Annotated in this window: 3 protein-coding genes; 1 reads left to right on the forward strand and 2 read right to left on the reverse strand. The window is 57.4% G+C overall.

Annotation, left to right across the window (positions count from 1 at the left end):
• Positions 1-102: 102 nt before the first annotated feature.
• A complete protein-coding gene (locus POG22_RS14260) occupies positions 103-936 on the reverse strand; it encodes a glycosyltransferase family 2 protein (RefSeq protein WP_498905990.1) in 834 nt (277 codons plus the stop codon).
• 248 nt (positions 937-1,184) lie between these two features.
• Positions 1,185-2,768 (reverse strand): site-2 protease family protein, encoded by a 1,584-nt coding sequence (locus tag POG22_RS14265; RefSeq protein ID WP_498905992.1) that lies wholly within the window; start codon positions 2,766-2,768, stop codon positions 1,185-1,187.
• 244 nt (positions 2,769-3,012) lie between these two features.
• Between POG22_RS14265 and POG22_RS14270 the strand changes: the two genes are divergently transcribed.
• A partial coding sequence (locus tag POG22_RS14270) for a PAS domain S-box protein (protein ID WP_498905994.1) occupies positions 3,013-4,420 on the forward strand: 1,408 nt, incomplete at its 3' end.

The following is a 4,420-nucleotide window of genomic DNA, read 5'->3' on the forward strand; positions in this document are numbered from 1 at the left end:
AAGTGAGCTTGTCGAAGTGAGCTTGTCGAAGTGAGCTTGTCGAAGTGAGCTTGTCGAAGTGAGCCAAGTCGAAGGGACGGGGCTTGTATCCCAGTTTTTTGGTCATGGCTTTCCCGCCTCCTGCATCACGGTCAACTCCCCAAACGGCGTTTTCCAACGACGCCCCGAAGGTAAATCGCCCCAAAACTGACCCCGAGACAGTTCGGTGAGGCTCAAAACGAGATTGCGATCGCGCGTTTCAACGGGATCGCGACTGCCGAAAAAGTGATTGCGAACGGCGTCGGAATGGGACAAATGCGTCACTTCTCCCATCGCGTCCGTCGTCGCACCGAGTAATTCCGCCCGCATCAGCAAATCTCGATCTTCCCATCCCCAACCGCGAAACCTCTCTTTATATCCTCCCACCCCCTCGAAAGTACGACGGCGAGCGCACAACAACCCGCAACCGGGACGTCGGACGTCTCCCCCACCCCCCGAGACGATCGCCACCCGTGCTGTTTTCCCTTCGAGAGTACATTGATAACTGTAGCGGGAACGTCGCAGGGCGATCGCCTGGGAATCGGTTTCTCGCACCCGTGCCACACCGCCGATGCGCCGCGTTCCCTCCCGTACCCACTCGACCAGCTTCACCACAGTTTCGCGATTCCAGAGAATATCGGCATCGGACGTTAAGAGAATCTCTGAGGAGGCGTGACGAATCCCCCAATTGAGCAGTTGTGCCTTATTGAACTGCGGCTGAGGCAATCGCAACACCGAAACGCAGTCGTAGGATTCTAACTCTGCCAACGCCGCCAGACAGTTGGGTTGAGTCGAACCGCCGTCGCAGAGAACGAGGTGACGCACGGGAACCGCTAACAGCGATCGCGCCGCCTCTCGAATTTCTGCCCGATCTTTCACCGGAGCGATCGCCGTAACCTCAACAGTTGAATCGACCATTCTCTGAGTTGAAGACAGTCACCCGTGAAGACAGGGAACGGGGAACGGGGAACGGGGAACAGGGTTTCAGTCACCAGTCACCAGCCACCAGTCGCCAGTGAAGACAGTTAACAGATAACAGTTTCTCCTCCTCTCCCTCTCTCCCCCTCTCCCTTTCTCCTCCTCTCCCTCTCTCCCTTTCTCCCCCTCTCCCTATCTCCCCCTCTCCTCCTCTCCCCCTCTCCCCCTCTCCCTCTCTCCCTTGCTCGTTACAGCCCCAGGCGCAACGCCAAACTCGGCGTAAAGGGAATCAACGTCATCAACATGACCAACAGTGCCACGAACGCCAAAATTGCACGGGTGTCGTCGGGTTCGGTAATTTCGTTGAGATTCGGACGCTCTAAATCCCGTTGGATGACCAAAATCACGATCGCCCAGTACAAGGCTAACGGATTGACGAAGGAAGCGATCGCTAACACGATGAGGGTGGCGATCGTCGATCGCCCTGCAATCCGACGACCGTAAATCGCCTGCATGACGCGCCCGCCGTCTAACTGTCCGGCTGGAATCAGGTTGAGGGCGTTAATGACTAACCCCAGCCAACCGAGAACGACCAACGGATGCACGTCTACCAAACTCTGCTGGAGGGCTTCACCTAAAAACGCCTTGGCCAGCAATCCCACCAAAACCGACCCTCGGAAAAATTCGCTCGGCAGTTGAAACAAGCTCCCGTCGTGGGACAGGACGAACCCGACCGCTAACATTCCCAAGGACAACAACCCACCGGCGGCCGGCCCGGCGATGGCAATGTCGAACAGGGTCGAACGGTTGGGCAGCAAAGACTCGAAACGGGTAATCGCACCGAAAGAGCCGATTTGCCAGGTGGGAAGGAAAAATGGCGGCGAGAGTGCAATGCCATATCGTCCGGCCGCGATACGGTGGCCGAGTTCGTGAACGAGCAATATCGCCCAAATTCCCAAGGCGAGGGGCAGTGTTTCCGTCCAGCGGTTCAAATTCTCGAACAAGTCGAATCCGAGAAATGCCCCCCCGGTTTCGAGAGTGGTTACGATCGTCGCGACGAACAATACGACTGCTAAAATCTGTTGGTTCGTCGTGAGCGGTTGAGGGTCGTTACGACTCGGCAAGACGACGACGACCGTTTTTTCGTCGGGATCGTTGACGAAAAACAAACGGTAGCGATCGCCCACGCGATCGTGCAGTTTTTTCGACAGTTCCTGATGGGTCGCTTCGACCTCTCCCCGAAGGTTGCCTTTGAAAATTGCTCCCGACTGGTACGGGATCGTCTCTGTGGCGAAAAACGTATCGATTCCGAAGATTTCTTGAATGCAGTGTAAGTCGTCCTCGGGAACGGATAGGTTCTGAAACGGGCGATCGCTTTCTCGATCGCGATCTCGGACAGAGGCGGCGACTGGCTCCGTCGGTCGTGCGGTGTCCGGAGACGGTTCGGCCGCTTCAGAGTCTTCGGACGGTTCGGCAAGATCGGAAGTTTGAGAGGACTCGTCAGATTTTGAAGACCGTTGGGCGTTCGCTAGTTTTTCTAAGTACGCTCGTTGTTCGGGATCTCGAGCCGCCGCTCGCAGTTGTCGTCCCAGCCCGATGTAAGCTAAAACGGACGCGACGATGAGGAACAACACGCCTGCGAAATTGATGAAAATCCCGGCTGAGAACAGGGCGAAAAACAGCAGCCAGGGAGCTGTGACAGAAACCGACTGTAACCAAGACAGCAAGCCGATTTTGCCATAGGGTCGAGCGCGGTAATACCCCCAGATTAAAATTCCGGCGGCAAACAACACGATCGAAATTGGGGCGAGTTTCTCTGCTGCAATACCCATCAACGTACCTTATATCCGATTGCGAACCTGTCGTGCAGGTCGTCTGTGCGTCTCTCTAATGTAACTTTTTCGGGGATTGAGGCGAAAGGCGATCGCTGCGGTCGGTTCGGATCGATCGCGGTAGATGTCTGAATCGAGGTCGGCTTAAAATGGACGGGGATTCTTGCGGCCGGATGTCGGGCGATCGCGATTTTTGAAGATTTTTGAAATCCTTCTACCGCTTCTTTTGCTTTTACGCGCGCTTATGAAACAGGTTCCACTGTCCGCAGTTTGGGCGGCGATCTCCGTTGGCATCGCCGTTGGCAGTGGTGTCGTCGTTCTCGATCGCCTGGAAGCGCAGCGGTTCGACCGCCAGTACCGCCAAACTGTTCTCGATCGCCTCAACACGGTACGGGCAACCCTCGAAGGCGCTCTGCAACGACATCTTTTCGCGACGCGATCGTTTGCTGACTTGCTGGCAAGCCAGCCGGACGCGACGCGGGAACAGTTCGATCGCTTGGCCGAACGCACCCTAAACGGTTCGGAGTCGTTCGATCGCCTGCTTTGGTACGGTAACGACGGCGTGCGCTGGGCGTATCCCCTCCCAGCAGAAGAACTAAATCCGTTTCTCGTCGAAGTGCAGAGGACGATAAGAGACGAGGTCGATCTCGAGGTGCGGCGTCAGACAGACGGAACCCCCGAAATTTGGATAATGACCTCGGGAAGCGATCGACGGGGAACCGCCCTCGCGCGTTTGGATTTTGCCGACTTGGTACGAAAAACGGATCTGAGCGATCGCCTGCCTGACCTAGAGTTCGGCGTGCGGACGACGGCTCCCGTCGGAAACGCTCTGGCGGTGCTGTTCGGCGAGGCCGATCTGTTCGACGCGCGACCGGTGACGGGAGACGTGCGCTTCGGAAACGGCGCCTGGCAAGTGGCGGCGGTTCCGACTCAGGGGTGGTCGGCGCAATCGCCGTTACGGGGATGGATTCGCCTCGGCGGGCTGGTGTTGGTTCTCGGGGCGAGTGGGTTGACGTTTCAAGTGGTGTACGAACGACAGCGGCGGCGGGAGGCGATCGCGGCAGCAACGGCCGATTTGAGCGATCGCTTAGCGCACTATCGCTCTATTGTCGATCGCGCGACGGCAATTCTCTTGTTGTTAGATGCGGAGGGACGGACGATCTTTGCCAATCCTTACGCCCAACATTTTTTTGGCTATGGGGAAACGGAACTGCTGGGGATGTCGTTTGCCGAACTCGTATCGATGAAGGTCTCCACCGAAGAAGAGCCGACTCAAACGGTCGGCCCTCCCGAGACGCTCGCTCCCCATCGCCCCGGAGAACTCTGTCGCCAAACCCTCTGTCAGCGGCGAAACGGCGATCGCGTCTGGGTCGAATGGCACAATACGGTTTTGAAAGACCCCCAAGGGAACGGCACTGGCTTGCTATGTTTGGGGAACGACATCACAGAACGATACGCCGCCGAAATTGCACTGCGTCAAGCCGACCGCCGACTGCAAACGCTGTTGTCCGCCGTTGCCGATTCGATCGTCGTTCTCGACGGCGACGGCCGCTATCTCGATATCGTCCCGACCCCCAACACGGTTCTCTGGACGGGACGACAAAACGGCGATCGGATAAAAGACGCGCTGTCGGGCGATCGCGCGATCGCCC

The sequence above is a fragment of the Geitlerinema sp. CS-897 genome (assembly GCF_028368005.1).
Classification (GTDB): Bacteria; Cyanobacteriota; Cyanobacteriia; order Cyanobacteriales; family Geitlerinemataceae; genus Baaleninema; species Baaleninema simplex.